At 59.4% G+C, this 24,998-nt stretch carries 22 protein-coding genes and 1 pseudogene; 8 read left to right on the top strand and 15 right to left on the bottom strand.

The genetic code is table 11. The annotated features are described in order from the left end of the window. Positions 1–15 precede the first annotated feature (15 nt). The 6 genes from TU76_RS22130 to TU76_RS22105 form a co-directional block, all read right to left on the bottom strand. Positions 16–690, bottom strand: a complete 675-nt coding sequence (locus TU76_RS22130; protein ID WP_019827342.1) for an HAD-IB family hydrolase — start codon at positions 688–690, stop codon at positions 16–18. Continuing rightward, entirely contained in the window at positions 687–1,646 is a 960-nt protein-coding gene (locus TU76_RS22125) for an HpcH/HpaI aldolase/citrate lyase family protein (protein WP_019827341.1), read from the bottom strand. Before TU76_RS22125 ends, TU76_RS22130 begins: the two co-directional genes overlap by 4 nt. Next, on the bottom strand, positions 1,646–2,740 hold the full coding sequence (locus TU76_RS22120; RefSeq protein WP_048352512.1) for a cysteine protease StiP family protein: 1,095 nt from the start codon (positions 2,738–2,740) through the stop codon (positions 1,646–1,648). The genes TU76_RS22125 and TU76_RS22120 overlap by 1 nt, the downstream gene beginning before the upstream one ends. Then, entirely contained in the window at positions 2,733–3,491 is a 759-nt protein-coding gene (locus TU76_RS22115) for an HAD family hydrolase (protein ID WP_019827338.1), read from the bottom strand. Before TU76_RS22115 ends, TU76_RS22120 begins: the two co-directional genes overlap by 8 nt. Then, positions 3,481–4,617, bottom strand: a complete 1,137-nt coding sequence (locus TU76_RS22110; protein ID WP_019827337.1) for a phosphoribosyltransferase domain-containing protein — start codon at positions 4,615–4,617, stop codon at positions 3,481–3,483. Before TU76_RS22110 ends, TU76_RS22115 begins: the two co-directional genes overlap by 11 nt. Positions 4,618–4,711: 94 nt before the next feature. Further along, positions 4,712–5,725 (bottom strand): ATP-grasp domain-containing protein, encoded by a 1,014-nt coding sequence (locus tag TU76_RS22105; protein WP_046809762.1) that lies wholly within the window; start codon positions 5,723–5,725, stop codon positions 4,712–4,714. Between the two features lie 177 nt (positions 5,726–5,902). Here TU76_RS22105 and TU76_RS22100 point away from each other — a divergent pair, with 177 nt between their 5' ends. The 3 genes from TU76_RS22100 to TU76_RS22090 all read left to right on the top strand — a co-directional run bounded on the left by TU76_RS22100 (position 5,903) and on the right by TU76_RS22090 (position 9,456). After that, entirely contained in the window at positions 5,903–7,198 is a 1,296-nt protein-coding gene (locus TU76_RS22100; RefSeq protein ID WP_048352511.1) for a carbohydrate porin, read from the top strand. A 198-nt stretch (positions 7,199–7,396) separates the two neighbouring features. Further along, positions 7,397–8,857 carry an ArnT family glycosyltransferase gene (locus tag TU76_RS22095; protein WP_046809764.1) on the top strand — a complete coding sequence of 487 codons (1,461 nt, stop codon included), beginning with the start codon at positions 7,397–7,399 and terminating at the stop codon, positions 8,855–8,857. Positions 8,858–8,949: 92 nt separating this feature from the next. Further along, positions 8,950–9,456 carry a hypothetical protein gene (locus tag TU76_RS22090; protein ID WP_019827332.1) on the top strand — a complete coding sequence of 169 codons (507 nt, stop codon included), beginning with the start codon at positions 8,950–8,952 and terminating at the stop codon, positions 9,454–9,456. Positions 9,457–9,503: 47 nt separating this feature from the next. Here the strand turns inward: TU76_RS22090 and pmrG are convergent, their stop codons facing one another. After that, positions 9,504–10,226 carry a lipopolysaccharide core heptose(II)-phosphate phosphatase PmrG gene (pmrG, locus tag TU76_RS22085; RefSeq protein WP_019827331.1) on the bottom strand — a complete coding sequence of 241 codons (723 nt, stop codon included), beginning with the start codon at positions 10,224–10,226 and terminating at the stop codon, positions 9,504–9,506. Positions 10,227–10,555: 329 nt separating this feature from the next. On the opposite strand from pmrG, the pseudogene TU76_RS25925 reads away from it, so the two are divergent. Beyond that, positions 10,556–11,602 (top strand): annotated as a pseudogene (locus tag TU76_RS25925) (methyl-accepting chemotaxis protein); the annotation flags it as partial. A 39-nt stretch (positions 11,603–11,641) separates the two neighbouring features. Further along, on the top strand, positions 11,642–12,505 hold the full coding sequence (locus TU76_RS25920; RefSeq protein WP_401370670.1) for a methyl-accepting chemotaxis protein: 864 nt from the start codon (positions 11,642–11,644) through the stop codon (positions 12,503–12,505). A 63-nt stretch (positions 12,506–12,568) separates the two neighbouring features. On the opposite strand, the gene TU76_RS22075 is transcribed toward TU76_RS25920, so the two are convergent. The 6 genes from TU76_RS22075 to TU76_RS22050 all read right to left on the bottom strand — a co-directional run bounded on the left by TU76_RS22075 (position 12,569) and on the right by TU76_RS22050 (position 19,292). After that, a complete protein-coding gene (locus TU76_RS22075; protein WP_019827327.1) occupies positions 12,569–14,014 on the bottom strand; it encodes a SulP family inorganic anion transporter in 1,446 nt (481 codons plus the stop codon). A 196-nt stretch (positions 14,015–14,210) separates the two neighbouring features. Continuing rightward, positions 14,211–15,878, bottom strand: a complete 1,668-nt coding sequence (gene ggt / locus TU76_RS22070) for a gamma-glutamyltransferase (RefSeq protein WP_048352510.1) — start codon at positions 15,876–15,878, stop codon at positions 14,211–14,213. Positions 15,879–16,167: 289 nt separating this feature from the next. Continuing rightward, complete coding sequence (locus tag TU76_RS22065; RefSeq protein WP_019827325.1) at positions 16,168–16,425, bottom strand: DUF3077 domain-containing protein; 258 nt, start codon at positions 16,423–16,425, stop codon at positions 16,168–16,170. 332 nt (positions 16,426–16,757) lie between these two features. Beyond that, the gene (locus tag TU76_RS22060; protein WP_048352509.1) at positions 16,758–17,678 is read right to left on the bottom strand and encodes a LysR family transcriptional regulator; all 921 of its coding nucleotides are present in this window, start codon (positions 17,676–17,678) and stop codon (positions 16,758–16,760) included. A gap of 115 nt (positions 17,679–17,793) precedes the next feature. Beyond that, positions 17,794–18,384 carry an NADPH:quinone oxidoreductase MdaB gene (gene mdaB / locus TU76_RS22055; RefSeq protein WP_019827322.1) on the bottom strand — a complete coding sequence of 197 codons (591 nt, stop codon included), beginning with the start codon at positions 18,382–18,384 and terminating at the stop codon, positions 17,794–17,796. Between the two features lie 143 nt (positions 18,385–18,527). Next, entirely contained in the window at positions 18,528–19,292 is a 765-nt protein-coding gene (locus tag TU76_RS22050; RefSeq protein ID WP_048352532.1) for a sulfite exporter TauE/SafE family protein, read from the bottom strand. A gap of 214 nt (positions 19,293–19,506) precedes the next feature. Here TU76_RS22050 and TU76_RS22045 point away from each other — a divergent pair, with 214 nt between their 5' ends. The 3 genes from TU76_RS22045 (at position 19,507) to TU76_RS22035 (ending at position 22,446) form a co-directional block, all read left to right on the top strand. Then, complete coding sequence (locus tag TU76_RS22045; RefSeq protein WP_019827320.1) at positions 19,507–20,388, top strand: LysR family transcriptional regulator; 882 nt, start codon at positions 19,507–19,509, stop codon at positions 20,386–20,388. 138 nt (positions 20,389–20,526) lie between these two features. Next, entirely contained in the window at positions 20,527–21,930 is a 1,404-nt protein-coding gene (locus TU76_RS22040) for an amino acid permease (RefSeq protein ID WP_048352508.1), read from the top strand. A gap of 171 nt (positions 21,931–22,101) precedes the next feature. Then, positions 22,102–22,446 carry a cupin domain-containing protein gene (locus TU76_RS22035; protein ID WP_016783536.1) on the top strand — a complete coding sequence of 115 codons (345 nt, stop codon included), beginning with the start codon at positions 22,102–22,104 and terminating at the stop codon, positions 22,444–22,446. Between the two features lie 55 nt (positions 22,447–22,501). Here the strand turns inward: TU76_RS22035 and mmsB are convergent, their stop codons facing one another. Both mmsB and TU76_RS22025 read right to left on the bottom strand, forming a co-directional pair. Beyond that, positions 22,502–23,389, bottom strand: a complete 888-nt coding sequence (gene mmsB, locus TU76_RS22030; RefSeq protein ID WP_048352507.1) for a 3-hydroxyisobutyrate dehydrogenase — start codon at positions 23,387–23,389, stop codon at positions 22,502–22,504. A gap of 11 nt (positions 23,390–23,400) precedes the next feature. Continuing rightward, entirely contained in the window at positions 23,401–24,915 is a 1,515-nt protein-coding gene (locus TU76_RS22025) for a CoA-acylating methylmalonate-semialdehyde dehydrogenase (protein WP_019827315.1), read from the bottom strand. Positions 24,916–24,998 lie beyond the last annotated feature (83 nt).

Below are 24,998 nucleotides of genomic sequence, written 5' to 3'. Positions count from 1 at the left end.
TTGCTTACGCCTGGCTTACAGCCCTTCACGCAAACACACGTCAAGTGGCCGCTTGCGACGCCACAGCGCGTGAAATTCGCGCCAATGTGGCTCCTGAGCGGCCCCGAGCATTTGTTCATCGCCTACGGTGTCACCCCAGGCACGTAATGTGTATTGGTCCAAAGGCCCGTATTGCGCCTCCAGCCGGATGACTTTTTGTTCACAGCGACAGTTGATACCTTCGATATCCCCCGTCAGCACGCCATCGACTGACGCCAGACGTGTTCCGATCAGGCCGATACCGAGTTTTCTGGCAAACGGTGTGAGCACCAATTCCGGGGACGCCGAGCAAATCGTAACGTTGGCGCCCTGCTCAAGCTGGTTGGCGACGGATGTTAAGCCCAAAGGCCGCATTAAGCGCTGCCACGAAACGTCACAAAATGCTTCTGCGCGTTCTTTTACCCACGCCTCTTTGGCACCCGTCAGGTAGACAGCGATGAGCTTTTCTTTCAGGTCATTACGCGAAATCCTACCCAACAGATAGCACGCAGTGGCCGGAATCATCCGGAACAAACGCATCGCGAACAGCCGATTGCCAAAGGCAAAGCGCAAAAACGGCACAAACGTGTCGTGATAGGTCAACGTGCCATCGAAATCGAACGCTGACAGAACTTGCTTACCATTAACCTTTGTATTCAAAACGTCGTTCAACCCACTAATTCAGCCAATCGCAGGCTGCCTCCAAAAGTGTCTGACGAGCTGGCAACTTCAGGGCGAACCCCCTGCCAATGCGCTCGTTCAATAATTTTTTGCGCCCATTTGTAATGGGTCGCAGGCTCGCACATGGCGTCGTTGAACTTGAACACCGCAGGCGCCGCCTCACTTAGTATTTGGCGTGCACTGTTGAGATCTTCAAGGCTGACTTGCAGCGCCCTGTGGATAACTGCAATTTGCGACGGGTGGATCGCGGTTTTACCCACAAGCCCGTGGGCCATATCCAGCGCCAGCTCTTGCTCCAGCAAGTGCGGTGTATTCAGTTGTTCGAACACCGGTGCGGTCAGGGCAAAGCCTGCAGAGCCCATGATCCCGCACAACATTGGAATTACATAGCTCATGGGCGTGCTGTACAGGGTCATGGCCGGGTGACGACGCAAGCCCAGGCAGCCCATCAAGTCGTTGCCGCCAATGCGCAAGGCGATAATGCGCCCCGGCAATTGCTCCAGCATGGCGCTGCGCAACTCAACCATGGCATTGGGGACAAAGACTTCCGGGGTTTCGAGGGTTGGCATGAGCATCAGGTCGTCGCGGGTCACCGCCTGCTGCCACTCGCTGATGTTGCTCAAGCTCAGCTTGGGTACCACAAAGCCGTCAACATGGCGCATCAGCGACCATTCATTGAGCACCGCTGCCATCGCAGCATCCCGTGGCCGCACAAACAGGATCGGACCGGCGGACGGACGACCGCCTCGCGCTTCGATGCCCAGCAGCAGGTTTTTGAGGTTGTTCAGCCCCTGCTGCACGTCGGTTTCGGCCACAGCGTCTTCCAGGCACACCACCAGCGAGCGCAAACCCTGGATCTTTTCGCCCAGCACCACATCCAGAATGTCGGGACGGGTAGCCGGCATATAAAGTGTGGCGCCCAAGGCATAGGCTGAGTGCTTGATCATCAGCGAACACTCCTGATTACGGTCACAGCGCGATACGGCCCCAATTCATCACCGACCTCTTGAACCTCGATATTGGCCTGGCGCGTCAGGTGCAGGAGCAGTTGCACGTCCTGATCGTCACGGTTGCGCACCAGTACGTGGTCCGGCACACGGCGCATCACGGCGCGGGTTGCCTCAGCGATACCCGGTTTGACCCGATTGGGGTTGGTCACCGCAAACCGGGTCGAGATACGTTCGACCGCAGCGACAGCCGAGTGTTGCAACACGCCAGCCTGCTCCGCTGTCCAGGGTTGCGCACTCGCCTGTGGTGCAAGCAGCGCACGCTCGGTTTCGATGCTGTGGATAAAACTCATGGTCACGTCGTGTTCCGCCAAATGGTCATACACCACGCAGCCATGCAGGCCCGGGTCTTGTGGCCAGATGGAACGGGAAACCAGTCCTGAAACCGTGGCCCCCAGGATACCCGACGGGATCAGCCAGTCCTCGGCCGATGCCGCCAGCCAGGCGCGACCACAGGGGTCGGCCAACACAACCAGACGCGGATCAGGCGCAAAACGCGAATCACCCGCCAGGCTGTCGCGGATCTGGCCGCTGATCGCGCCCTTGCCGGTCCAGCCATCGACAAACACGATGTTCTCGGCACCGTGGGTTTTGATGATAGCTTCGAGTGCGACGTTGTCGATTCCACGGTCACGAATAATGCTGATCCCGTAATGCGCAGCCTCGCGCCCCAGATCGAGCAGCGCCCGGCGCAGTAACACACCCAACGGCAAACCGGCCCGCACAAACGACACCAGCGCAATCGTCGGGCCGCTGTAGCGCTCGTTCAACGCCAGCGCCAGCGCCTGCACATCAGCCGCCATGCGGGCGCCGTTCTGTGCCAGGGCCAGCTGATACAGGCTTTTATGGGTGTCGGACGGCGCATGCTCCTGGCTGATCATCTCGGAGTAATGGCGCTGCCGGGTCTGGATCAACCGCTCCTTTTCCTGCACATCGGTGACTTCCATCTGCAGGGCGCGCAGTAAAAAGTGCACGTCATCGGCGTCATAGCTACCACTGCCGACAGTCTCCAGACCTGCGAAAGGGTTACTCATGATCGACACTCGCCAGCACGTGACTGGCCAGTTGGCCGCGCTTGGGTGTGCCCCACCAGTCGCACTCGGCCATGAAGCCCAGGTCCGAGACGCTGTCTCCAAAGCCCAGCAACGGACGCTTACCGTTGATCGCCTGATCGCGGCGGATCCACTCGCGCACCGCTTCGCGTTTTTGCAAGGCTAGGGGCAGGAACGCCAGGTTGTTGCCATTGCCGTGCACGTACAGCCCGTCCAGCAAGCCCCGGGCCTTGACCTCGGCCAACACGGTGAGCAGTGCCTGGTCGGTTTCGTTGTTGTGCTTGGTGACCACGTAATTGGCCAGCCCCTGCTCCTCTACCACCCAGCCACGCAACGAGAAACCCAGCTCTGCGCCAATAGCCAGGGTTTGCTCGCTGAGCTGGTGCAGACGGGTTTGCTCAAGTGCCAGTTCGTCGCACATGCGTGCATGCCAGACCGGATCCAGGGAGCCGTCCGGGTTGAGGATGACCCCGCCGTGAGCACAAACCGCGCCATGAGCGAACGGCAATTGCACCCGCTGATAGGCTTCGATGCTGCGCGCAGTCACCGGGACCACGTCGCTGGTGGCCAGCAGCCACTCGACAAAGCTCTTTTGGGTCGCACTCATAAAGCCGTTGGGCTGGCCGTCAACGTCCAGGGTGGCCGCAAAACGAGGCTCATCGCCCATTTTGCGGGCGGTTTGAAACAGGGTGTCGTCCAGATCAACGAACACCAGAGGACGATTACTGTTCATCAACGATTACCTGCGCATTCAATGCGCTGACCAGCGCCGGGTCGACGGCAGCCGCCGGGGTTTCGCTGCAAATCAGCACCCGGTCAAACTGGCCGGGTGCGACGTTATAAATAAAGTTGGGGATGCCCAGACCGTAGTTGTCAGAGAACGACAACGCATGGTCGATGCAATGGCCCAGGGCAATCGGCGAACGGCTGGTGGAGCTGAAGTGCACATCGGCACCCGCTCGTTCAAGCCGCTCAGCCAGCAGAAACGGACGCCAGACAAATTCGCTGGTACCAATCACCAATACTCGCTCGCCGGGCGCGACCTGCAAATCGGGCGCCAGGGTATCGAGGTGCTCACGCACGCCCATGCGTCCCCAGTCTCGATCCGGATCGAGCGCCCAGTCGCCGTGGGCCACGCTGCCCACTTCGGGCATATCAGGCAACTCTGCGGTGGGATCTTCGGCGAATGTGTAGCGGCCATCGAGTAAGGAGACGCTCGTGACGTGTTCACCCATGGCCTTGCGTACCGCGTCCTGCGACCAGTCTGTCAGGGTGGCGGTGACAATGCGTTCGATCGAGTCCAGACCCGCTTCAGCCAGCGCCCGGGACAGATTGATAAAGGTATTGCCGGTCGACGCTTCGTCGTCCACCAGCACCAGAGAACGGGCACTGAGCATCATTTCACGGGTATGCGCATCTTGCGGCAGGTGCAACAAGTGCGAGCTGGCGTGGCTGTGTTCTTCTTCAAAACGGGCAAACAGTTCACTGCCCGTGGGGTGGCGACTGCTGCACAGGTACACGCTGTCAGGGCGAGTCTGGCTCAACGCACGGTGTACACCGGCGCCCAGTCCCACGGCCGTCTCGGCCATGCCGATCACCAGCACCGGGCCAGGCAAGTCAGCGGGGATCTTGCTGGCCAGGGCATTGAAGCTCTCAGCCATCAGTGATGGGCGGGCCGGGATATGACGACCCAGCACGCGGGAAACAAACAAAAAAGCCCGCTTTGGATTGCGCCGCTCGGCAAAATCGAAAAGTGCCTGTGGGTCAAAGGTCGATGCATTGACCTCTACCTCCAGACGACCGCGCTTGAGGTTTGCATGCAAAACCTTGGGATCGGTCACGGGGTTAGCGCTATTCATCAACATTTACTACCTGGAAATACTTAAAAAGTGGGGGACGATCAGCGAGTCGATAATTTAAGACAAGCGAAAAATGGTTACCGGAAACGTCAATTCAACCTAACAGCGAATTGCCGCGAACCGGAACCACTACCGTGATCGCCTTGACCTGAACATCCTCGCGCCAGACGCTGGCCGGGACGGGCAGGCCAAGACGACGAGCGGCAAAGATTCCGGGCAGGTTGACACCCGCTTCACGGGTATAGCCGATGCCACCGGAGTAACGCAGATTGATCTCCAGCAAGTGCGGCTGGCCAGCCCCATCATCCCGGGTTTGTACATTGACGATACCGTCGCACTTGAAGTGCCGCGCCGCCTTGATCGCCAGTTCGACGGCTGCACCGTCACGCTCGAACGTCTGCATCAGCCCCTGTTTGCGCCTTGCGACATACGCCACGGCCTCGCCTGCTTCGCAGACCATGTCCACCGAGCACTCGCTGCCGGGCATATAAGGCATGACCAGCAACGGCTTGGGTGCATCGGATTGGCCGTAGGCCTGGGCAAAGACCTGGACGTTGACTTCATGGGCGTCGGCATTGGCGAAACTGCGAAACGGGTCCACGTCATCGGCCAAGCGCCAAAAGCCCTGACCGTAAATGCCGCGGGTCGGTTTTACACACACCTGACCATCACGGGCGAGCTGGGCATAGGCTTCTTGCAGTTCGGCCCGGGTGCTCACCGTGATTGCGGGGATGCACGCCAACCCTGCGGCCAGGGCCTCGCGAGTGAACGCAGACTTGTCGTCGACCCGCTCGAAGGTGTCCAGATCCAGAGCGCCCGTCACCAGCTGCAGTCCGGCAGATTCGAACTCGGCGCGGTGAGCTTCGTACACCTGCCCGACACGCCCGGCCAGCACGACCTTGATCTGATGGGCACGGGCCTGCTCGATGACCCAGCCAATGCGCTCTTGATTGTCCTGCGGCTCGCTCCAGGCGACATCCGCCAACCCGGTAATTTCAGGGCGATTTTGTCGGTGCGAAGCAAATATCCGCACGTCATCGGGCAGCGCCGCCCGGGCACCTGCAATCACGTCGCGTTGGCTGGATTGCCCTTCAAGAAACCAGATCATGAACATCCCTTGGTACGGATAAACGCGGGAGTCTAGCGGAAGGGAACAACCGACGCCTTCAGTCATTCCAGGGAGGGCATGTAACCAAATATGAAAATTATTAACCAACTAGTTCATAATGTGCGACATCGTGTCGCGGCCCGTTCGCCGACACCTCACATGAAGGAGCTTCTGTAGATGTTTTTCTCTTCCCGCGCCCTGCTGAACACCAGCTTGTGCAGCGGCTTGTCATTGCTGGCCCTGACGCCTGCCTGCGTACTGGCCGACACTACCGACAACCTGATGAACCGCTCGACCCTGACCGGCGACTGGGGTGGCGAACGCCAAAAGTTGATCGATAAAGGCGTCAAGCTGACCGGTGATTACAACTCCGAAACCTTTTCGAACCTGCACGGCGGGATCAAACACGGCACCCGTTATTCGCAGCAAGTGCGCATCGGTGCCCAGTTCGACCTGAGTAAGCTGCTCGGCACCGCCGATGCTGGCCTGGTGCAAATCACCGTCAATGATCGTCGCGGCCACAGCGCCTCCGAAGATCTGGTGGGCAACCGCCTGCCGATCCAGGAAAACGCCGGCGGCAACTTCACCCGCCTGTCTGAGTTCAGCTACCAGCGCACCCTGTTTTCCGAAGACCTGACCACCAAGCTTGGCTTCATGCCGATGGGCAATGACTTTGGCGGTTTGCCGCTGCTGACCAATTTCGTCAACGCCGGTTTTTGCGCGCACCCGCTGACCCAGTCCAACGGCAGTGGCTGGACCAACTACCCGACCGGTCACTGGGGCGGCGAATTGCGCTACACCGTCAGCCCGGCACTGACCCTGCAAACGGCTGTATTCCAGGTCAACCCCGAGTACAACAGCCGCTCCTCCGAAGCCTTTAGCATGACCACCAAAGGCACCACGGGGGCGATCATGCCGCTGGAGGCGATTTTCACCAACAACGCCTGGCTCAACGGCCAATACAAAGTGGGCTGGTACTACGACACCTCCAATACCCGCAAAATTGGCAGCACGCAAAAAGCTAACAACCGCACCGGCGCGTATGTGCTGGTCGACCAGGCCATCTGGCGTGATGAACAAGACCCTGAGAGCGTGTTGCGCGCCTTTGGCCAGGCGGCCAGCAGCAATGCCGCGACCTCACCGATGAGCCACTGGTACTCGGTGGGTCTGGTCAAGCAAAAGCCGTTTGCCAGCCGCCCGAAAGACAGCATTGCCTTTGCCTATGGCCGCGCCGTGTTCAACTCGCGCTCACGGGATGTACAAGAAGCAGCGGCCAGCAGCCCCGAGCAAGCCGACATGATTGCCAGCCTGGACAGCGGCGAGCAGTTGCTCGAGCTCAACTATGGCGCACAAGTCACGCCGTGGCTGCTGTTGCGGCCGGACCTGCAGTACATCATCGAACCGGGCGCGTTCTACGGCGCCAAGCGCAGCAATGCCCTGGTCGCTGGATTGCAGGTCAAAGCGACGTTCTGACGCCTTGGGTTTATTGTGGGAGCGGGCTTGCTCGCGATGCTATCACTGCGGTTTTGCAGTCAGACCGCGGCGATAGCATCGCGAGCAAGCCCGCTCCCACGGGGATGTGTGGTTGGCCTGCCAGCTTTCACAATTTGTTAAGAACTCCCCTCCTATACTCCAGCGCAGTTCTCCATTCGATTGCTGCCTGGTAGCCCAATGCGCCTGACCCGTCCCGCTCTGCTGTTATTACTGCTCGGTTGCGTGCTGTTCTTTTTTGCACTGGGCAATCACCAATTGCAGGGGTCGACCGAGTCGCGGGTCGCAGGCATCGCCATGCAAATGCACCTGAGCGACGACTGGGTGACACCCCGCCTGCTCAACGAACCCTTCCTGGAAAAACCACCCCTGAGCCTGTGGCTGGACGCTGGCGCCATACGCGTGTTCGGCGGTCAGTTATTCGCCGTGCGACTGGCCTCGGCCTTTGCTGGATTATTTTGCGTGCTGTTGCTGTACGTCATGCTGCGCAAGCTCGCACGCCCCACGGCACAGGCCTGGACAGCTGCAGCGATGCTGGCAACGATGGGCATTTTCTGGGGTAACACCCGTCAAGTAGGCGAAGATGCACTACTCACCCTGGGTGTGACCATGGCCTTGCTGGCGTTTTTTTATGCCAGCCGCCAGCTGCGTTTTGCCTGGGGCCCCTGGCTGTTGTTTGCCGCCGGGATCGCCATTGCCACCTTGAGCAAAGGCGTGTTGGGCCTGGCACTGCCGGGAATAGTGATTTTTAGCTATCTAATGTGCGAAAGCCTGATTGAAAAACGCTTCACCCTGCGCAACTGGCTGCGCCCGGCGCTGCTGACACTGATTGGGCTTATCCCGCTGTTGATCTGGCTGTGCGTGCTGTACCAGCGTGGCGGAATGCAGGCGATCAGCGAACTGCTGTGGACCAACAGCGTTGGGCGCTTTAGCGGATCCTTTGTCGAAGCCGGGCACTACGAACCGTTTTACTACTACCTGCGAAAACTACCCGAAGCCTTTTTACCGTGGAACCTGCTGACCTATCTGGGCCTGTGGCACTTTCGCAAACAGCTACGAAGCAATCCGTTTTTGCTGTTTTTCTGTGTATGGCTGGTGGCGCAATTTGCGCTGCTCAACTTCGCCTCCAGCAAGCGGGCGGTGTACATGATGTCGATGGCGCCCGCAGCGGCCGTTATTGCCGCGCAATACGCCCAAGTGATTCTGGACTGGCTGCGCAAAAAAAGTCCGGTGTCGGCACTGGCCACGTTCTTCAGCGACTACCACCGTCCACTGGCCATCGCACTGTTGGCTGGCCTGGTGGCCGCCTACCTGATGGCCGCGCACCGGGCACCGCAGGCCGACAAGGAGGAGTCATACCAGCCTGTCGCCGCACAGGTCATGGACCTGCAAGCCCGCGGTAAACAGGTGGCGCTGCTCAGGCCCGACGAGCGCCTTGGGGCCGTCGTGTTTTACAGCCAGCACTTGCAGCACACACTCAATTCAACCGCCGAACTGAAGGCGTTTCTCAGTGCATCGCCCGACCATATCGCCCTGGTGGAAATACCCGAAATACCGGGCATGAACGTGAACATCCTGCACAAGGTCAGCGTAGGACGGCACCACTTCTACTTTGTCAGCCAGGCCGCCCCCGCCCCATAACCTTGATCCCGGGCAACAGAACGGCAGATGGCATGGCCGATCACGGTGTATTGGCTACGCTCCTTGGGCGATTCCCAGTCAAGGAGCCTGTCATGACCATCGGTATTTCCAGCAAAACCCTGAGCGACTACGACGCTAACCTGGCCTTCAATACGGCCACCGCATTCTTACGCAAATCTGATCTGGCCAACTACCTGATTGATCAGCTTGAGCAGCAGCATGTGAAACTCAGCATCGAAGTCAGTGCCGATCCGGCACTGGCCAACAAGGATGTGTCGAACAACGGCGCGATTGTGTGGAACCTGCACAGCAGCGTGTCGCCCAGCCCCAACCTGGCCGACGTGGCAGCCCTGCTGGATCGCATTCCTGCGCAGCAAAAGCCCTACATCACCAGTCAGTGGTGGTTGATGCACCTACTCGCCCTCGCCTGCCAGCAATTGAACAGCCAGCTCAACTTCCGGGATGCGGATGCGACCTGGCCGTGGCTCGACGAAAAAGTGCTCAGCGCCGGCGATATCGAAAATGTGGTGGCCCGCGAACTCAGCGACCTGCCCTTGCCCGATGAGCAAAACTGGGACCGCCTGCTGAACCGCAATTGATGAGTATGGGATAACGCTGTGGGAGCGAGCAGGCTCGCTCCCGCGGTTTAGAATTGAGAGGCTTCAAACCCGTGGCGACTGCTCGCGGTCATCACCGGTACGATGCTCCCCCAGTCCTTGGGCTCGATATAACCCAACATTTGCGGCTCACCGTTTGTGCCACTGGCCTGGATGAACAATGTGGCGCCATAGCCAAAGGTGGTACTCGTGGACAGGTGCATGTCCACAAGCAGTTGGTCCATGCATTCGCTGTGGCTCACCAAAATCAGGTTTTGGCCCGCCACTTTGTGCTTGAGCGCATCGCGCAACATGGTGCCCCGGCAGTTGAACAGCCAGTCCTGTGCCTCAACCGGGCGCACGAACATGGCGCTGGCGGTTTGCCGCGCACGGGTCAGCATACTGCTGTAAATCTCGGCGTTCTGAAGCCCCAACTGATCAAAGTCCGCACCCAGCACCTTTACGGCAGCCTCGCCACGCACCGTCACCCCGTCTGCCGGGCCCAGGCACTGCGTGGTAGAGCGGTCGCAGCGTTCACCATGGCGGACCAGGGCAATCACATCACCCTTGGCCCAACTCTCAGTCAGCAGCATCACCTGATCGGCATGGCTCGGCCGTGCAAGATTGGGCGCAGACGCGGGTGCCAGCAGCGTCAATGTCAACGCAATAGCCATCACGCTGGCGACAATCACCACCAGCGCATTTCTATAGCGCTCCAGCCCGCTACGCAGCAGCGTGCGGTTAATCCCGGTCAGACTAAAACTTGACGTCACGGTACGTGTGCCCCCTTCGGCAGTCAGTGAAAGACACTGGCGCCACCCTATAGCGCGAATATGACAATGGGTCGGTGCAGACCCGGATCGTAGGAAAGAGACTTGCACGATGCAGGCTTCTATTAGCTGAACGGGAGTCTAAAAAAGCGAAGGTCAGAGGCAGGTGAAACGAATGTGAAAAAAAACGTGGGCACCGCGCTGAGCGTACCCCCATGGATTTAAGTCATAACGCACAAGAAAACGTTTCAGCTATGGCGAAAGCCGCCGATACCCACCCACACAACACTCGGCTGGGCCAAAAAAATAAAACCCTCCAGCGAACTTAGATCATGCGTGCAGCGTTCCTGGAGAACTCTATGAATAGATGGCTGAGCAATATCAGCGTCAACCTGAAACTGTCCCTGGGCTTTGGCCTGGTTCTGGCCCTTACCTGCGTGATGGCCGTCTGCAACTGGATCAGTCTGGACAAGATGATTGATCGCAGTAACTGGATGAGCGACATCACGCGCCTCAATGCTGCGTTTACAAACCTGCGGGTCACACGCTTGCAGTACATGCTCACGGACGGCGATGAGACCGCCGCACAGAAAGTACAAGCCAGCATCGATGCGTTTTCGGCCCAGCAGAACCAGCTGATCAGCACCTTTCAAAGCCCGGATAACCTCAAGTTGCTCAAGGAGCAACAAGCGATCATCGGTCGCTACGAGCGTGCGCTGGTCATCATGCGCAAGGCTTACGTGGAGTCTGCGGTGTCACGGGGCAATATGGACCGCAGCGCCGCTCTGGCACAGGACGCTATCGCGACCCTGATAGCCCGCGCCCTGCAACTGCCGGAAGGTGACGAAAGTCGTTTTGCCATGTTCCAGACCGTGTCTGAAGTACGCGAGCAGTTCCTGCTCTCGCGCTACCAGGTCCGGGCTTACATTGCTGCGCCCAACCCCAGCACCGAAAAAGCTGCACGCCAGCAACTGGACATGGCCATCGCCAGCCTTGAACGCCTGAGTTCGCACTTTGGCGCGAATGCCGGCGACACCCTGCGCACCCTGAGCAGCACCATGGAGCAGTACCAACAGGCGCTGGAGCTCTATACCAGCACCGACAACACCATCATTGCCGCGCGCAAGGACATGACCGAATACGGCGCCAGCATCCTTGGCCTCAGCGATGAGCTGTACAAGATTCAACTGGAACGTCGCGACAGCGAAAGTGCCACGGCCAACAGCATGCAATTGATCACCACCCTGCTGGTGTTGCTGTTCGGCATCACTGCGGCCGTGATCATCACTCGCCAGATCACCGTGCCCCTGCGTGAAACCCTGGCGGTGGTTGACCGCATTGCCGGTGGCGACCTGACTCAGAACCTGCGAGTTACCCGACGCGATGAGCTGGGTGTCTTGCAACAGGGCATTGCCCGGATGGGCACGACCCTGCGCGAGTTGATCAGCGGGATTCGCGATGGTGTGAGCCAGATCGCCAGTGCTGCCGAAGAGCTGTCTGCCGTCACGGAACAGACCAGCGCCGGGGTTAACAGTCAGAAGATCGAGACCGATCAAGTGGCCACCGCCATGCATGAAATGACTGCCACCGTGCAGGAAGTTGCACGTAACGCCGAACAAGCCTCGCAAGCGGCTGCAGCGGCAGACAACGAAGCACGCGAAGGCGACACCGTGGTCAATCAGGCGATTGATCAGATCGAGCGCCTGGCAGTGGAAGTCGGTCGTTCGACCGAAGCCATGACGGTGCTGCAACAGGAAAGCGACAAAATCGGCAGCGTGATGGACGTGATCAAGGCCGTGGCCGAACAGACCAATCTGCTGGCCCTCAATGCCGCCATTGAAGCGGCCCGTGCCGGTGACGCCGGACGCGGTTTTGCCGTGGTTGCCGATGAAGTGCGTGGCCTGGCCCAGCGCACCCAGAAGTCCACCGAAGAGATTCAAACCCTGGTGGCGGCCCTGCAAAGTGGCACGCAACACGTGGCCAGCGTGATGCACAACAGCCGCACCCTGACCGACAGCAGCGTGACCCTGACCCGTCAAGCAGGCACTTCACTTCAGGGCATCACCCGCACGGTGTCGAATATCCAATCGATGAACCAGCAGATTGCCGCCGCCGCCGAACAGCAAAGCGCGGTGGCCGAAGAAATCAGCCGCAGCATCGTCAACGTGCGCGATGTCTCCGAGCAAACCGCAGCGGCCAGCGATGAGACGGCCAAGTCCAGCGTTGAACTGGCGCGTCTGGGCAATCAGCTACAAGAGATGGTCAGCCACTTTAAAGTGTAAAAGCCGCCCTTGCCCCACCCCTCTTGCGAAGGACTGGGGCAAAGGGCTTTGATCTTCTGCGCCTTACTCGTGATGCACGCGAGCGCGCTTGAGCAGTTTTTTGCTGCGCTCGGAGAGGTGCAACACCCGCAGATGCTTGCCCGCCTTGCGATAGCGCTCGCGCAGGGTGTCCAGTGCCGCGATGGCCGAGTAATCCATGAAGTTCAGGTGGCGACAATCCAGCGTCACCTGAGCCGGATCGTTGGCCGGGTCGAACTGCTTGAGAAAGGCCGTGGTCGAGGCAAAAAACAACGTGCCATGAACACGGTAAAGCTTGCTGCCGTCGCTTTGCAGATCCGCGTCGGCGTACAACTGGCGCGCCTGCTGCCAGGCAAAATTGAGGGCGGCGATAATCACGCCGCACAGCACCGCGACCGCCAGGTCGGTAAACACGGTAATCACCGTCACGGCGATGATCACCAGCACATCGTTCAGCGGCACCTTGTTCAGCACCCGCAAAGAGGCCCAGGCAAAGGTCTGTTGCGAGACCACAAACATCACGCCCACCAGCGCGGCCAGCGGAATACGCTCGATAAACGGCGACAGAAACAACACAAACAGCACAATCATCACCCCAGCCGTCACGCCGGATAACCGGCCACGCCCGCCAGAGCTGAGGTTGACCACGGTTTGCCCGATCATCGCGCAACCGCCCATGCCACCGAACGCTCCCGAAACCATGTTGGCGGCGCCCAGCGCCACGCACTCGCGGTCTGGATAGCCACGGCTTTCGGTGATTTCGTCGGTCAGGTTGAGGGTCAGCAGGGTTTCGAGCAGACCCACCACCGCCATCACGATCGCGTAAGGCGCGATGATGCCCAAGGTCTCCAGGGTCCAGGGAATTTGAGGCACGTTGAAGCTCGGCAAACCGCCAGCGATATGCGCCATATCGCCCAGGGTGCGGGTCGGCAAGCCCAGAAAATAAACAGCCAGGCCCACGCCCAGAATGGCCACCAATGCAGGCGGCGCGGCGCGCGTCAGACGCGGCAACAGATAGACAATGGCCATCGTCGCGGCAACCAGCCCGATCATCATGTACAGCGCCATGCCACTGAGCCAGGTATCACCGTCTTTGAAGTGATCCAGTTGCGCCATGGCAATAACGATCGCCAGGCCGTTCACAAAACCGAGCATGACCGGGTGCGGCACCATGCGTACCAGCTTGCCGAGTTTGAACAGACCGAACGCCAGCATGATCAGGCCGCTCAGCAGCACGGTGGCCAACAGGTACTGCACACCGTGTTGCACCACCAGCGCGACGATCACAACGGCCATCGACCCGGCAGCCCCGGACACCATGCCCGGCCGGCCACCAAACAACGCCGTGAGGGTGCAAATAATGAACGCGCCATACAACCCCATCAGCGGGTTGAGATGGGCAACCAGCGCGAACGCGATGCACTCGGGCAACAAGGCGAAGGACGTCGTGAGCCCGGCCAGGACATCAGCGCGCAGACGTTTGAGTTTCATGGTTTACCTAAAAGTCGGGACGGGAAAAGCGGAGGGAATAAGCAACAGATGGTAACAAATTGCAGAGGTTAAAAAGCAATTGTGGGAGCGGGCTTGCTCGCGATGGCAACCACTCGGTGAACCTGAATGACCGAGGTGTCTGCATCGCGAGCAAGCCCGCTCCCACAAGCGTAATGCGTGTATGTGCGTTGCGGGTTTACTTCACAACCATGCCCACACCACGACCACGGGGGTCGGAGGCGGTTTCGAGCTGAGTACCGTTGACCCGGATTGCCTGGATGTCACCCATGTTCCAGCCCTGATCTTCCAGGGTGTAACCCATGGTTTTAAGCTCTTCGGCCACTTTGCCGGTGAGCGGCGCATAAGCATCGAAGTAGATAGTGTCCTTAGGCAGCAACTGGTGATGCACGCGTTGTGCCGCTACGGCTTTTTCCAGTGGCAGGTCGTAGTCGTAGATGTTGTTCAGCACCTGGAAAATCGAGGTAAAGATCCGCGAACCACCCGGTGTGCCAAGCACCAGCGTGACTTCCCCGTCCCGCGTCACCAGGCTTGGGCTCATGGACGACAGCATGCGCTTGCCCGGCTCGATGGCGTTGGCATTGCCGCCCACCACACCAAAGGCGTTGGCCACGCCCGGCTTGGAGCTGAAGTCATCCATTTCGTCGTTCAGCAAAAAACCCGCGCCTTTAACCACAACGCCGCTGCCGTAATCCCAGTTCAGGGTATAGGTGTTGCTGACGGCATTACCCTCCTTGTCGACGATGGAGAAGTGCGTGGTCTGATGGGGCTCAAGCCCCGGCTTGACCTTGGCCGTCTCGGAAATAGCCTTCGGATTAACCTCCTTCGCTCGTTTGGCGATGTAGGCCGGGTCGATCAGTTCAGCGACGGGCATCTTGCCGAAGGCCGGATCGCCGAGGTAATCAGCACGGTCAGCAAACACACGTTTTTCGATCTCGGCCAACAGGTGGATATACGGCGCGGAGTTCAGCTCAACCCCTTTGAAGTCCGCCGCACGGTCTTCTTTAATGCCGATCAGCTGGGCCAGCGCGATACCGCCCGAGCTAGGCAGTGGTGCGGTGTACAGGGTGTTACCGCGAAAATCGACACGCATCGGCTCACGCCAGTTGACCTTGTATTCGTTCAAGTCTTCCTTGGTGATCAGGCCTTTGTCCTTCTGCATTTGCGCGACCAGCAGGTCGGCGGTCTTGCCGTGATAGAAATCCTTGGCGCCTTGGTCGGCGATACGCTCCAGAGTCTCGGCCAGCTCAGGCTGCTTGAAGGTTTCGCCGGGCTTCATGCTGCCAAAGTAGTCACCGAAGTTGGTGGTGCCCTTGAACAGCGCCAGCGCATCTTCGCGGTACTGGTATTGCTGGTCGGCCACCTTGAAACCGTTTTTGGCGTAACCCACGGCCGGGGTCAGCAGCTCGGCCCACGGCAATTTGCCGAAGCGCTGGTGCGCTTCCCACAAGCCCATCACCGTACCCGGCACGCCAGCGGCACGGGAACCGACCAGGCTCAGGTTTTCGATGATTTCACCTTTTTCGTCGAGGTACATGTCACGGGTGGCGGCTTTGGGCGCCGTCTCGCGATAGTCGAGGAAATAGGGTTTGCCATCGATGTACATCGTCATGAAACCACCGCCGCCGATGTTGCCGGCTTCGGGGTAAGTCACGGCCAGGGTGAAGGCCGTGGCGACGGCGGCGTCGACCGCATTGCCGCCTTTCTTGAGAATCTGCGCGGCCACTTCGGCACCGTACCGGTCCGGTGCGGCGACAGCGCCGCCTTCCAGGGTCACGGCATAAGCCGAGGAGCTGGCAGCGATGGCTGCGGTCAAGGCCAGGGTTTTGAACCACACAATGCGCATTCGGTACTTCCTTTTATTGTTATCCACTGGGGCCAAACCTTGTCTGATTTTGGCAACGTTTTCAAACAACAAAAGTGAAAATGCGCAGTGACGCACAACCTCGAAGACAACGTCGCTCTGCGCCAAAAACAGGACTCGTAGCAGCTGCCGAAGGAACGAGGCTGCGTTCGGCTGCGCAGCAGTCGTAAACCCTACAACCCGGTGTTTCAGGAATACCGCGTTTGCAGGATTTGCGACGACTTCGTCGCCGAACGCAGCCTCGTTCCTTCGGCAGCTGCTACAGAGGGGGTTATGTATGTGTTTCGGTGATCAGTGCATCCACCAGACCACGGGCCAGTTCGACGCCGTGAATCACGCACCACAACTGCTCGGCCTCAAAACCGCTGAGGTGGGAACGGATGTCGTCGGCGGTCAGTTCTGCGCCTTTGAGCAGCAACGAGGCATGTTTGAGCGCGTCCTGAACAGGTACGCCGGGGTTGATGGCAAACAGCGAAGTGCCCTGGTGGGCGCAGGTGAACAGCGGAGGGTCAGGAACAATTTTTTTCATGGCGTCAACTCAATTAATAGCTGGAAGAACTGCCTCTGTCCCGCTGTCAATCGGTAAGGGTGGCAGCTGCGCGCGGGTTGACAGACCGAGGAGAGCTGACAAGACTCGGTGCACTCGAAAGTGCCCCGCACACAGCCGCCATAACACGATGAAATGTCTATAAGGCTGCCTTGTCACTCTCAGCGGTCTGTCAAAACCGGTCACTGAAATCAGCGACCCGGCGAGACTATCCACCCATTTACAACGCCACAAGACGGTCAGGATTCTCTAGGAATCGTCCCTCAATAGAAAGCGACGCAGCAGGTGCAGACGTTGCTTTATGTGTAGGAACCTCACTCAATCCCTGTGGGCTTGTCGCAGATCGCGTAGCTGGCGAGCTTGGTCTGGATAAAGTCCAGAAAACACTGAATACGCAGCGCCAGCTGTGAGTTGCGGTAGTACACGGCGTTGATCGGTTGGCGATAACCGCTGTTGAACTCGCCCAGCACCACGTGCAAGCGCCCGCAGGCGATGTCTTCGTGAGTCATGAAGTGCGACAGGCAGGCAATGCCCTGCCCTTGCAGCGCCAGATGGCGCACGGTTTCGCCGCTGGAGGCGCTGATGGCCGGCTGGATGGGCCAGCGATCACCCTGTGCATAACGTAGCGGCCACTGATTGAGGCCATCGTTCTGGGTGAAGCCGATCAGGGTGTGGCTGGCCAGGTCCGCCACGCGGGTGGGGACGCCGTGGCGGGCGATGTAGTCGGGGCTGGCCAGGATGTTCAGCGGGCTGCACCCCAGGGATCGGGCGTGCAAAGTGGAGTCGGCCAGGGTACCGATACGGATGGCGATGTCGGTACTTTGCTCCAGCAAGTCGATGATCAGGTCGTTGCTGTTGAGTTCGAGCTGGATCTCGGGGTAAAGCGCACGAAATTCGGGGATGTACGGCACGATGGCATGCAGCACAAAAGGCGCGGCTGCGTTGATGCGCAATCGCCCGGAGGGTGTGCGTTGGTGGGAGATCAGACGCTCTTCCAGCTCGTCCATCTGCTCAAGGATCCGCTTGGCCCGCTCGAAAAAGAACTTGCCCTCCTCGGTCAGGTCCATGCGCCGCGTGGTGCGGTTGATCAGCGTGGTGTCGAGCTTGGCCTCCAGCCTTGAAAGCGTGCGACTGACCGCTGACGGTGTTTGCCCGGCTTGCTCGGCGGCGGCTGAAATCGAACCGCACTCGATGACCGAAACAAAAATTTGCAGCTCATCAGATCTGGCTTTCACGCGGGCGACCTTATCTACGTGTGGGAGCGGGCTTGCTCGCGATGGTATCACCGCGGCTCGTCTGAACAACCGCGTCGCCTGCATCGCGAGCAAGCCCGCTCCCACCCTGGCGTCGTTAGGCTTTGAGACCGAACACCTCGCTCAGGTGCTGTTCATAACGCGCGGCGTCGATTTCGGGTTGCGGACGCTTCATCACGTCGACACACAAGAAAGTCGGCAGGCCGGTCATGCCCAGGAATTCATTGGCTTTGTGGAACGGGAAGTACACCGCGTCCACGCCTTTGCCCTCGAAGAAGTCAGCAGGATCGTCAAACGCTTGCTGCGGTGCGTTCCAGGTCAGGGACAACATGTATTTTTTACCGTGAATCAGACCACCGCTGCCGTAACGCTGCGAAGCGTCGGAACGGGTGCGACCGTCGCTGGCGTAGAGTTTGCCGTGACCTTGGGTAAAGACTTCATCGATGTACTTTTTAACGATCCACGGCGCACCCATCCACCAGCCCGGCATTTGATAGATGATCACGTCAGCCCACAGGTATTTTTCGACTTCTTCGGCGATGTCGTAGCCTTCGTCGATGTGGGTCACTTTGACTTCAAAGCCCTGGCGGTCAAAAAACGCCAGCGCGGTGTCGTGCAGGGTCAGGTTGTAACGACCATCGGAGTGGGCAAATTTTTTGGCGCCGTTAAGCAAGAGTATTTTTTTCATCATCAGCCTCCAGGGGGGTAAACCCTCAGCGCTGTTGAGCGACAGGGGGGTTAAAAATCATGTCGGCAGAATATCGATGCACTTGCTCAAGAAAAACCCGTGGTGGGTCAAATCACCTTTGCTGTTAATGCACGAATTAATACTCAATTGTTGACCAGCAAGTGCGCACCCAACAGCGCCATGCCTATAAAGAACACCCGTTTGAACAGCGTGGCGCTGATTCGCTGGCGCAACCACTGCCCCAGCCACATGCCGAGCATGGCGGGCACCAGTGCCAGCAATGAGGCATTGAGCTCACCGCCGCCCAGATTGCCGCGCCAGTAAAGCCCGGCGGCAAGGGCCAATGTGGAGACGCTGAAGGACAATCCCAAGGCCTGAACCAATTGGTTTTTGCTTAAGCCCAGCGCCTGCAGATAGGGCACGGCAGGAATCACAAACACGCCGGTGGCCGAGGTAATCACCCCGGTGATCACGCCGCATATCGGGCCCAGCCATCGCTCGCGCTGCGGGGCGACGCGCAGGGTGGGCAACCACAGTCCGCTGAGGGCGTAGAGCAGCAAGGCCGCCCCCAGCGCCCGCACCACCCACGTGCCGCCGTCGATACTTAGCCAGAGCATGCCAACCCCGGTGCCGATAAAGATGCCCAGCTGCATGGGCCACAGCCGTTTTATCAGCGTGCGCAACTGCCCGCCTGCAGCCAGTTGCCAGGCGTTGGTGACAATGGAGGGAATGATCAGCAACGCCGCAGCCTGCGCTGGAGCAATAGCCAGCCCGAGCATGCCCATCGCCACCGTTGGCAAGCCAAGACCGATGACACCCTTGACGGTGCCCGCCAGCAAAAAAGTCATCACCACCAGCAGTGACAAGGCCAGGCCGAGGTGTTGGTAGAACTCGATCAGTGTTTTCATGGCTGTATGCTGGACCACGGCGACGGCGTTGAACATTCGCCATAGATGAAGCCTGCCTCTTGCGCAGCAATAGACTAAACACACGCATCTGGGTGGGAGCGGGCTTGCTCGCGATGCTATCGCCGCGCAGTATCTGCCAAATCATGGCGCTGCCATCGCGAGCAAGCCCGCCCCCACAACAAGCCCGCTCCCACAGGGAGGGCAAGGACCGTTCATGCACTTCGATCTGGTTGATCTGCGCCTGTACTTGAATGTGGTGCAGACGGGCAACATTACGGCGGGCGCCAGCCTGAGTCATTTGTCTCTGCCCGCGGCCAGTGCGCGGATCAGGGCGATGGAGGCGTCGTTGGGCGTGGCGTTTCTACTCCGCTCTCGCCGTGGGGTCAGCCCGACCCCGGCCGGGCAAGCGCTTGCGCACCATGCACGGCTGTTACTGCAGCACGTCGAGCGCATGAACCATGACCTGGCTGAGTACGCCCAAGGCTTCAAGGGCCGGATACGTCTGCTGTGCAACACCTCAGCCCTCACCGAATACCTGCCCGAACTGCTCGCCGATTTCGTGCGCCAGCACCCCAACATCAGCGTCGACCAGCAAGAACTCACCAGCCTGCGCATCACCCATGCATTGCGCCAGGACGCAGCCGATATTGGCGTCATCTCCAATGCCGTCGACACCCGCGACCTGCAAACCCGCCCCTTTCGCGATGACCCGCTGGTACTGGTGGTACCCCTCGGCCATCCACTGGCCAACAGGCCTGATCTCTCCTTCAGCGACACCCTGAGCCATGACTATGTGGGGTTGTCGTCCAGCAGCGCGTTGGCGGTGTACCTGGAAGAGCAGGCGCTGCACGTGGGCGTTCGCATGCAGGTGCGGATTCGCGCCGAAGGTTTCGACGGGGTGTTGCGCATGGTCGCCCGCGGTGCCGGGCTGGGTGTCGTACCCAAGGCGACGATTGAGCGCTGGCAGGCGCCGCGCACCTTCAAGGTGGTGAACCTGAGCGAGCCGTGGGCGGATCGCAAGCTGCTGCTGTGCGCCCGTTCGTTTGAGCAACTGCCCGCCTATGCCGTGGCGTTGCTGGAGGCCTTGAGCCTGTAGGAAGAGTCGCCGTTTTCTGTTCGGCTGTATGCCTTATTTTTTACCAAGAGTAATATCCGGGGCTTGCGACACCCTAGGCACCTTTGGCCGCGGGTATTTTTATCAAGTTTTTGAGAATAACAACTCACAGGGCACCCGATGGCTGACGCTAACTCCCCCCCGATCACACTCAAACGCGGTTTGAAAAATCGCCATATCCAGCTGATTGCCCTGGGCGGCGCTATCGGTACGGGCCTGTTCCTGGGTTCGGCAGGCGTGCTCAAGTCGGCTGGGCCGTCGATGATCCTTGGCTATGCGATCGCCGGTTTTATTGCGTTCCTGATCATGCGCCAGCTGGGCGAGATGATCGTCGAAGAACCAGTAGCCGGTTCCTTCAGTCACTTTGCTCATAAGTACTGGGGCGGCTATGCGGGGTTTCTGTCGGGCTGGAACTATTGGGTCCTGTACGTACTGGTAGGTATGGCCGAGCTGACGGCGGTGGGCAAGTACATCCAGTTCTGGTGGCCCGAGGTACCGACCTGGGTCAGCGCCGTGGTGTTCTTTGTGCTGGTCAACCTGATCAACACGCTTAACGTCAAAGTCTTCGGCGAGATGGAATTCTGGTTCGCCATCATCAAGGTGGTGGCGATTGTCGGCATGATCGTACTGGGTTGCTACCTGCTGTTCAGCGGTACCGGCGGCCCGCAGGCATCGATCAGCAACCTGTGGAGCCACGGCGGGTTCTTCCCCAATGGCGGCACCGGGTTGCTGATGGCCATGGCCTTTATCATGTTCTCCTTCGGGGGCCTGGAACTGGTGGGCATCACGGCGGCAGAAGCCAGCGAACCGAAAAAAGTGATCCCCAAGGCCATCAACCAGGTGGTGTACCGGATCCTGATTTTCTACGTGGGTGCGCTGACGGTGCTGTTGGCGCTGTACCCGTGGGATCAGTTGCTGGTCACACTGGGCGCCGGTGGCGATGCCTACGGCAGCAGCCCGTTTGTGCAGATCTTTGCCTTGATCGGCAGCGATACCGCCGCACAGATTCTCAACTTTGTGGTGCTGACCGCCGCGCTGTCGGTCTACAACAGTGGCGTGTACTGCAACAGCCGCATGCTCTTCGGCCTTGCCGAGCAGGGTGATGCACCCAAGGCGCTGATGAAACTGACCAAAAATGGCGTGCCGTTGCGCGCGTTGGGCGTGTCGGCGCTGGTAACGCTGTTGTGTGTGGTGGTCAACTACGTGGCGCCGCACAAAGCGCTGGAGCTGCTGTTTGCACTGGTGGTTGCCTCGTTGATGATCAACTGGGCGCTGATCAGCCTGACCCATATCAAGTTCCGCAAGGCCATGGCAGTACAAGGCGTTACGCCTTCGTTCAAGGCATTCTGGTTCCCGTTCAGCAACATTTTGTGCCTGGTGTTTATGGCGGTGATCGTCTCGGTGATCTGGATGATCCCCGATGTTCGCGCGTCGGTGTATGCGATCCCGGTGTGGCTGCTGATCATTTACGGGTTCTACCGTTTACGCCTGAGCAAGGGCCAGGCGCTGGTGAACACCCGCTAAGCAGGGGGTGAACTCAACTGTGGGAGCGAGCCTGCTCGCGAAGACCGTTCGCGAGCAGGCTCGCTCCCACTAAAGAGTTGCGCATTCGGGTCACTGGGTGTCGGAATCAGGCATCTGTCAGTGCGCCACCACGGTTAGGGTGAGGTTCGATAGCCCATCACCGGAGGTCTTATGTCTGCGCCAATCACCGTGCTTCGCGACACCCATCCCCTGCCCGTGCTCGATGCCTGCAAATGGGAAAAGCTCGAAGGCGACCCGCACACCGTCAACCTCAACGCTTACACCAGCGAAGACGGCAGCAAGATCATGGGGACGTGGATTTGCACACCCGGCAAATGGTACGTGGAGTATGTGAAGTGGGAATACTGCGATTTCCGTGAGGGCTATTGCATCATTACCCCGGAGGGCAAGGAACCAATCCATCTGCGGGCTGGGGATATCTTTGTGGTGGAGCCGGGTATGAAAGGCACGTGGGAAGTGGTGGAAACCGTGCGCAAGTATTTCGTTTTTGCCTGATTGAAACCACGCAAAAAACCGGGAATCCGCCCGACGCGGATTCCCGGAAATGCCCCTATTGGGGCTTGCGATAGCTGTTGATGATGGCCGAGAAGTCTTTGCCGCCTTCGCCGCGCAAACTCATCGCCTGATACAACTGTTGTGCCACGGCGCCCATCACTACAGGTTGATGGGCCTGGCGTGCAGCCTCGGTGGCCAGCCCCAGATCCTTGAGCATCAGCTCGGCGCCAAAACCGCCGGTATAGCCCCGCGATGCAGGGGCCGTTTCAACGATGCCCGGCCACGGGTTGTACACCTCCGAACTCCAGCAGCGCCCGGTGGAGCTGTTGATAACGCCCGCAAGCACTTCGCTGTCGATGCCCAGCGCTGCGCCCAGTGCCATGGCTTCGCTGACGCCCACCATGGAAATCCCCAGCAGCAGGTTGTTGCAGATTTTAGCCACCTGGCCGGTGCCCACATCCCCGCAATGGACGATGTTGCGGCCCATTTGTGCGAGTACCGGGTGCAGGGTGTCGAACAGCTCCCGGGAGGCGCCGACCATAAAGGTCAGGGTGCCCGCTTGTGCACCGCCGGTGCCGCCGGACACCGGCGCATCGGCCATCTGCACGCCCTGTTTGGCGGCAGCCGCAGCTACCTCACGAGCGGTCTGCGGATCGATGGTGCTGCAATCCACTGCCGGCACTCCGGCGCCAATACCTGCCAAAACCCCGTCTTCACCCAGCCATACGCTGCGCACATGGGCCGCTGCCGGAAGCATGGTAATCACCAGCTCGGTGCCTTGGGCGGCTTCCCGTGGCGAGGCGCTGACATGGCCGCCCAGGGCAGCCAGTTCGGCCAGGATGTCTTTGTTCAGGTCAAACAGGTTCAACGAGTGCCCGGCCTTGAGCAGGTTGCGCGCCATCGGTGCGCCCATATTGCCCAGGCCAATAAATGCGATGTTCATGGTGTGTGCCCTCAACGAAGATTGATGGTGGTGTTGACGCCATCATTCACGCTTTCATCGTCGAACCAGCGACTGGTGACGGTCTTGGTTTGAGTATAGAACTGCACAACTTGCTTGCCGTACGGGCCCAGATCGCCGAGTTTTGAACCACGGGAGCCGGTGAAGCTGAAGAACGGAACCGGCACCGGAATCGGGATGTTGATACCGACCTGACCGACATCGATTTCAGTCTGGAACTTGCGTGCCGCCGCGCCGCTTTGGGTAAACAGGCCGGTGCCGTTGCCAAACGGGTTGGCATTGACCAATGCAATGGCCTGATCAAGGGTGTCGACCTCAATCACCACCAGCACCGGGCCAAAAATCTCTTGGGTATAGATCTGCATGTCGGTGGTGACGCCTGAAAACAGGGTCGGGCCGATAAAGTTGCCTTGTTCATAACCCGCAACCTTGATGTTGCGCCCGTCCAGCTCAAGCACCGCGCCTTCTTTGATCCCGCTTTCAATCAGACCCAGTACACGTTCCTTCGCACGCTTGGAGATCACCGGACCTACATCAGTCCCCGCCTCGCTACCAGCGTTGACCTTGAGTTTTTGCGCCAGCGCCTTGAGGTCTGGCAGCCATTGTTTGGCCGCACCCACCAGCACCACCACCGAGGTGGCCATGCAACGCTGGCCGGCAGCGCCGAAACCTGCGCCAACCAGTGCGTTGAGGGTTTGTTGACGGTTGGCGTCGGGCAGCACCACGGCGTGGTTTTTGGCGCCCATCATCGATTGCACGCGCTTGCCGTGGCGGCCTGCCAGGTCATAGACATGGGTGCCAACGGCGGTTGAACCGACAAACGACACGGCTTTGATATCAGTGTGGGTGCACAGCGCGTCCACGACATCCTTGCCGCCGTGTACAACGTTGAGCACGCCTGGCGGAACACCGGCTTCGATGGCCAGTTCGACCAGCATCAAAGTCGACAGCGGGTCTTGCTCAGAAGGCTTGAGTACGAAGGTATTACCGCAGGCGATGGCCATCGGAAACATCCACAGCGGAATCATGGCCGGGAAGTTGAACGGTGTGATGCCTGCGCAGACGCCGATAGGTTGGCGCAGGGTGTAGGTGTCGACCCCGCCTGCAACGTTTTCGGCGAATTCGCCCATCTGCAAGGTGCCAATGGAGCACGCGTGCTCGACCACTTCCAGACCACGGAAAATATCGCCCTCGGCGTCGGCAATGGTTTTGCCTTGTTCAGCACTCAGGACGACGGCGATGCGCTTGGAGTGTTCGCGGATCAGCGCTTGGAGTTTGAGCATGATGCGCATGCGCGCACCGATAGGCGTCAGCTTCCAGGTCTGGAAGGCGCGTTGGGCGGCGGCGATGGCGGCGTTGACTTCATCGGCAGTAGCGAACGGCACTTTGGCCAGTACTTGCTGAGTGGCCGGGTTAACGATGTCGTGCCACTCGGTGGTTTGCGACTCGATCCATTCGCCGTCGATCAGCAAGCGGGCGTTTTGATACGGGGTGTTAGAAACGCTCATGGAAGTCTCCGAAATTATTCTTGTGAGTACGGGCGTCCAGACGCAGGACTGTTTTTGGAGTATAGGTGTGCGTTCTTCTAATA

It is taken from the genome of Pseudomonas psychrophila (assembly GCF_001043005.1).
Classification (GTDB): Bacteria; Pseudomonadota; Gammaproteobacteria; order Pseudomonadales; family Pseudomonadaceae; genus Aquipseudomonas; species Aquipseudomonas psychrophila.
This window is presented reverse-complemented; position numbering and strand designations above follow the sequence as displayed.

Coding starts and splice junctions, on each gene's coding strand:
- TU76_RS22125 (WP_019827341.1), bottom strand. CDS start 1,646: ATGATCAAGCACTCAGCCTATGCCTTGGGCGCCACACTTTATATGCCG.
- TU76_RS22120 (WP_048352512.1), bottom strand. CDS start 2,740: ATGAGTAACCCTTTCGCAGGTCTGGAGACTGTCGGCAGTGGTAGCTAT.
- TU76_RS22115 (WP_019827338.1), bottom strand. CDS start 3,491: ATGAACAGTAATCGTCCTCTGGTGTTCGTTGATCTGGACGACACCCTG.
- TU76_RS22110 (WP_019827337.1), bottom strand. CDS start 4,617: ATGAATAGCGCTAACCCCGTGACCGATCCCAAGGTTTTGCATGCAAAC.
- TU76_RS22105 (WP_046809762.1), bottom strand. CDS start 5,725: ATGATCTGGTTTCTTGAAGGGCAATCCAGCCAACGCGACGTGATTGCA.
- TU76_RS22100 (WP_048352511.1), top strand. CDS start 5,903: ATGTTTTTCTCTTCCCGCGCCCTGCTGAACACCAGCTTGTGCAGCGGC.
- TU76_RS22095 (WP_046809764.1), top strand. CDS start 7,397: ATGCGCCTGACCCGTCCCGCTCTGCTGTTATTACTGCTCGGTTGCGTG.
- TU76_RS22090 (WP_019827332.1), top strand. CDS start 8,950: ATGACCATCGGTATTTCCAGCAAAACCCTGAGCGACTACGACGCTAAC.
- TU76_RS25920 (WP_401370670.1), top strand. CDS start 11,642: ATGGGCACGACCCTGCGCGAGTTGATCAGCGGGATTCGCGATGGTGTG.
- TU76_RS22075 (WP_019827327.1), bottom strand. CDS start 14,014: ATGAAACTCAAACGTCTGCGCGCTGATGTCCTGGCCGGGCTCACGACG.
- ggt (WP_048352510.1), bottom strand. CDS start 15,878: ATGCGCATTGTGTGGTTCAAAACCCTGGCCTTGACCGCAGCCATCGCT.
- TU76_RS22065 (WP_019827325.1), bottom strand. CDS start 16,425: ATGAAAAAAATTGTTCCTGACCCTCCGCTGTTCACCTGCGCCCACCAG.
- mdaB (WP_019827322.1), bottom strand. CDS start 18,384: ATGAAAAAAATACTCTTGCTTAACGGCGCCAAAAAATTTGCCCACTCC.
- TU76_RS22050 (WP_048352532.1), bottom strand. CDS start 19,292: ATGAAAACACTGATCGAGTTCTACCAACACCTCGGCCTGGCCTTGTCA.
- TU76_RS22045 (WP_019827320.1), top strand. CDS start 19,507: ATGCACTTCGATCTGGTTGATCTGCGCCTGTACTTGAATGTGGTGCAG.
- TU76_RS22040 (WP_048352508.1), top strand. CDS start 20,527: ATGGCTGACGCTAACTCCCCCCCGATCACACTCAAACGCGGTTTGAAA.
- TU76_RS22035 (WP_016783536.1), top strand. CDS start 22,102: ATGTCTGCGCCAATCACCGTGCTTCGCGACACCCATCCCCTGCCCGTG.
- mmsB (WP_048352507.1), bottom strand. CDS start 23,389: ATGAACATCGCATTTATTGGCCTGGGCAATATGGGCGCACCGATGGCG.
- TU76_RS22025 (WP_019827315.1), bottom strand. CDS start 24,915: ATGAGCGTTTCTAACACCCCGTATCAAAACGCCCGCTTGCTGATCGAC.